General features: G+C 41.1%; 7 protein-coding genes. 5 read left to right on the top strand and 2 right to left on the bottom strand.

Annotated features, from left to right (window positions below):
- Window positions 1-91 (bottom strand): hypothetical protein (locus B4H32_RS09675; protein ID WP_286802655.1); only part of this gene is annotated, 91 nt, incomplete at its 3' end.
- 36 nt (window positions 92-127) lie between these two features.
- The gene (locus B4H32_RS09670; protein ID WP_004683192.1) at window positions 128-763 is read right to left on the bottom strand and encodes a hypothetical protein; all 636 of its coding nucleotides are present in this window, start codon (window positions 761-763) and stop codon (window positions 128-130) included.
- Between the two features lie 261 nt (window positions 764-1,024).
- Between B4H32_RS09670 and rplM the strand changes: the two genes are divergently transcribed.
- From rplM to B4H32_RS09645, 5 genes are all read left to right on the top strand, one after another.
- Window positions 1,025-1,453 carry a 50S ribosomal protein L13 gene (gene rplM, locus B4H32_RS09665; protein WP_004675486.1) on the top strand — a complete coding sequence of 143 codons (429 nt, stop codon included), beginning with the start codon at window positions 1,025-1,027 and terminating at the stop codon, window positions 1,451-1,453.
- A gap of 12 nt (window positions 1,454-1,465) precedes the next feature.
- The gene (gene rpsI, locus B4H32_RS09660) at window positions 1,466-1,852 is read left to right on the top strand and encodes a 30S ribosomal protein S9 (protein ID WP_004675485.1); all 387 of its coding nucleotides are present in this window, start codon (window positions 1,466-1,468) and stop codon (window positions 1,850-1,852) included.
- 132 nt (window positions 1,853-1,984) lie between these two features.
- Window positions 1,985-2,641, top strand: coding sequence for a glutathione S-transferase N-terminal domain-containing protein (locus tag B4H32_RS09655; RefSeq protein WP_004675484.1), 657 nt, complete (start codon window positions 1,985-1,987; stop codon window positions 2,639-2,641).
- A gap of 14 nt (window positions 2,642-2,655) precedes the next feature.
- On the top strand, window positions 2,656-3,081 hold the full coding sequence (locus tag B4H32_RS09650) for a ClpXP protease specificity-enhancing factor (RefSeq protein ID WP_004675483.1): 426 nt from the start codon (window positions 2,656-2,658) through the stop codon (window positions 3,079-3,081).
- 15 nt (window positions 3,082-3,096) lie between these two features.
- Window positions 3,097-3,756 (top strand): hypothetical protein, encoded by a 660-nt coding sequence (locus tag B4H32_RS09645; protein WP_004683195.1) that lies wholly within the window; start codon window positions 3,097-3,099, stop codon window positions 3,754-3,756.
- Window positions 3,757-3,959: the final 203 nt, after the last annotated feature.

Genomic DNA, 3,959 nt, shown 5'->3' with positions numbered 1-3,959 from the left:
GCTCATCCACTCGCCCAGCCAAACTTAAGCAAATATCAGGACCAATCCCCGCAGGTTCACCTGATGTGACATATAAAGGAAGCATAATCATCCGAGTTTCCAAGCTTTATCACACTCAGTATGGCGATTACTTCTCAGGATTACCACTTAATGTTCTAGGTAGGTTTTCAGGCACCAAATTTGATGGAACAGCATCCACCGTACGTGTCCACGGATTGACCTTGATTTGTACTTTTTTCTCTGGTTGTACAGCCGCCACAACTGGCTCTTCCTTTTTCGCTTTTTCTACAGTTGCCACAACTGTACTCGCTGCTCTTTCTGCAATTGCAGTCCTTCCCTGTTTTTCAGGGTTAATTAACTGATGTTGTGTGGTGACAGGTTCTTTTTTCTCAATGATTGGCTGGGTTGGCACCACAGCACTTGCTGGGCGCGTATAAGGCTCAGTAATGACTCCCTGTTTATAAATCGTTTGCGAATTGGGATTGGTTGCCACAGGTGAACTGGCTGGATTGACCATATCCACAGGAATCTCAATCGGTTTCATTTCTGCGGTTACCGCCATCGCTGGATCAACATGATCATTACCACGGCTTTCCAAAACTTCCAGCTTGCGTTCTGTCCCTTCTTTAGGTTTAAATTCAGAATAATTGGTCACACTGCTCTGGTCCACCCACTTATATAGTCGCCGTGCGTTTGCTTGTGTAGAGCAAACGCCAATTAGCAGGCTGACTACAGCAATTTTTGTGGCAAACGACAGTTTCATAAAAGGTTCCCAAGAGAGCTAGATACTTCTATTTATTTCAATTAATTGATATAAAAATGATAGGGTAAATCCCATACTGTCACAAGGGAAATAATGTAGTCTGAAATTCATGACGCCATAGTTACAAAATCAGTCACTTTACAGCAAAATATGGCATCCTCATCGAATTGTTCTTGTACACTTTTTCAAATTCATATAGAATTCGGTCTCCTTTTGTTTGGGTGATTCCTTGCCCAAACCAACTATAATAGGTAGTGGTTAATGAAAACTCTCAGCGCTAAGCCAGCTGAAGTTCAACACGACTGGTACGTTGTTGATGCTTCTGGCAAAACTTTAGGTCGTCTTGCGACTGAAATCGCCCGTCGTTTACGCGGTAAACACAAAACTTCTTATACCCCTCACGTTGACACTGGCGATTACATCGTCGTAATCAATGCTGAACAAGTTCAGGTGACTGGTAACAAATCACTTGATAAGAAATACTATCGCCACACTGGTTTCCCTGGGGGTATTCGTGAAACTAATTTTGAAAAATTAGTTGCACACAAACCAGAAGAAATCTTCCAACGTGCTGTAAAAGGTATGTTGCCAAAAGGTCCTCTTGGTTACGCGATGATCAAGAAGATGAAAGTGTACGCTGGTAGCGAGCATCCTCATACTGCTCAACAGCCACAAGTTTTGGACATCTAAGGGATACAGCACATGGCTACTAATTATGGTACAGGTCGCCGTAAGACCGCAACTGCACGTGTTTTCTTATCTGCTGGTACAGGCAAACTCGTAATCAACAATCGTACTTTAGAGCAATATTTCGGTCGTGAAACTGCTCGTATGGTTGTGCGTCAGCCTTTAGAGCTTTTGGAAGCAACTGAAAAATATGACCTTTACATCACTGTTAAGGGTGGTGGTATCGGTGGTCAAGCTGGCGCAATCCGTCACGGTATTACCCGTGCGTTGATCGCTGCTGACGAAACTTTAAAACCTGCTCTTCGTCAAGCTGGTTTCGTTACTCGTGATGCTCGTGAAGTTGAACGTAAGAAACTTGGTTTACGTAAAGCACGTAAACGTCCTCAATTCTCTAAACGTTAATCATTTATTGAGTTGGACAAAAAACCTCGGATTTTTCCGAGGTTTTTTATTTCTGGGCACTTTAGTGTCACAAAGATGCTTTTCCAGCATTTTTTTAGTATGCTAATCCGTTTATATCTCTAGCTTTGTGATATGTCATCGGTTGAAAATACGCCTGTTCAAGGTATTACGCTTTATAGTCATGCAGATGATTTCCGTTCACACTGGATTCGTTTTTTACTTGCTGAAAAACAGATCAAGTATCAGCTCATCATTACCGACCATGAAGATGAAGACTTAGCCGACCTGAATCCATACAACCAGTTGCCAATGCTCATTGAGCAAAATCTAAAACTCTTCTCGGCAAACGTGATTGCAGAATATCTTGATGACCGTTATCGCCAGAACAAGCTCTATGCCGATGCACCAATGGCGCGGGCTGAGCAGCGCCAATATATCTGGCGTTTTGAACAGGACTGGTTTCAACTGGCTGACCACATGCTCCGTCACGCAGACACACTCAATCCCACACAAAAACAAAAGGCACAGAAAGAATTGAGAGATACCCTGATCTCGCTGACCCCATTATTTCAACATTTTCCATTTTTCATGTCTGAAAATTTCTCTATTCTGGATTGTATGCTTGCACCCATTTTCCTGCGTTTAAAAAGCATGGGGATAGAACTTCCTCCACAACACTGCCGTCCAATTTTCCTGTATTGCCAGCGCATCTTTAGCCGATCATCTTTTATTAAATCAATGACAGCCCAAGAAAAAAACAGCTACAATGACTTCATTTCTACGATTTAATAAGTTTTTTAATTATGTCTGAGCAAATAACCATTACCCCAACACGTCCCTATCTTGCCCGCGCCATTTATGAATGGATTTGTGACAACCAGTTGACCCCCTACTTATTGGTTGATGCCACACAACCTCATACCGATGTTCCAGTACAGTTCGTAAAAGATGGACAAATTGTTCTGAACCTTGCCCCACATGCAATCCATGCTCTGCACATGAGTAACGAAGCCATTACGTTCTCGGCACGTTTTGGTGGAGTAGCAAAAGAAATTTATGTGCCTGTTCGGGCGATGCTGGGAATTTACGCCAAAGAAAATGGACAGGGTTTATTTTTCGACCCAGCTGAATATGCGGACATTGAAGATACACATGTTGCCCAGGCGAGTGAAACAAAAAAAGAAGCAGAACCAAGTAAAAAGAAACCTTCTCTTAGAATTTTAGATTAAACGAGGAAATAGACGATGGCATTCGACTTAGTTCAATACTTTTCCGAACAAATTAAGCTTCAAAAACCACAGCTTTTTAGCCAGTATTCTCCCAAAGAAAAGCAATTTTATATTCATGAAGTCAATGTGCTGACACTAGGACAACTGATTAGCATTTGGAGACAAGACCCAAAAAAACTTTATCATGAAATCAAGGCTGCCGACCCGCTTTATATTCAGGAAATTGCCCGACACCTCACTACCTCCAAACATAATAAATCTGCACTTAGCCCAGCCGAGCTAGAGCCCAGTATCTCAGAGGTATTGAGTCTACAGTTTACTGAACTCAATCAACTTGACCAGACAGGAAGCTTTGGACAAACAGGACTCACAGAGCTTTTGCTTGGACAAATCGAGCACTTGTCTGGACAGGCAGAAGACTGGGTTTGGTCAACTAACCAGCTCACCGAACTGAAAGGCTCCAAACCTGTTGAGCAGCAAGATATTTCACTGGAAACCACCATGCAGGAGTTCAATCAAATGGTTCATCAGGCACAACCTAGCATCCATCACACTGAAGAAATTGAGGTTGAACAGCCAGATGTTCCAGCCTGGTCCTATCTACTTTCCCCAGTCATTGCATTGGTCATTTTACTATTCATGTATTATTCTTACAGTCAATTACTTGCACATTAATTAAATAATAATTGATAAAGAAAGTTTAAAAACTTTCTTTATCATACACTTATAATAAATTTAAATTTCATAAAATATGTTTTAATACAGTTTAACAAGAAATATATTTACATTTATTTACAATCAAAAGCAGCATTATATTTTCAATATTTATGTGAATAAAATCACATTAAAGCTCAATTTAGAGATGGATCCGTAAATTT

Origin of the sequence: Acinetobacter sp. UBA2063 (assembly GCF_002333245.1) — a bacterium.
Classification (GTDB): Bacteria; Pseudomonadota; Gammaproteobacteria; order Pseudomonadales; family Moraxellaceae; genus Acinetobacter; species Acinetobacter parvus.
This window is presented reverse-complemented; position numbering and strand designations above follow the sequence as displayed.

Bases quoted from the DNA above. Each gene is read 5' to 3' on its own strand.
- B4H32_RS09670 (WP_004683192.1), bottom strand. From the start codon at position 763: ATGAAACTGTCGTTTGCCACAAAAATTGCTGTAGTCAGCCTGCTAATT.
- rplM (WP_004675486.1), top strand. From the start codon at position 1,025: ATGAAAACTCTCAGCGCTAAGCCAGCTGAAGTTCAACACGACTGGTAC.
- rpsI (WP_004675485.1), top strand. From the start codon at position 1,466: ATGGCTACTAATTATGGTACAGGTCGCCGTAAGACCGCAACTGCACGT.
- B4H32_RS09655 (WP_004675484.1), top strand. From the start codon at position 1,985: ATGTCATCGGTTGAAAATACGCCTGTTCAAGGTATTACGCTTTATAGT.
- B4H32_RS09650 (WP_004675483.1), top strand. From the start codon at position 2,656: ATGTCTGAGCAAATAACCATTACCCCAACACGTCCCTATCTTGCCCGC.
- B4H32_RS09645 (WP_004683195.1), top strand. From the start codon at position 3,097: ATGGCATTCGACTTAGTTCAATACTTTTCCGAACAAATTAAGCTTCAA.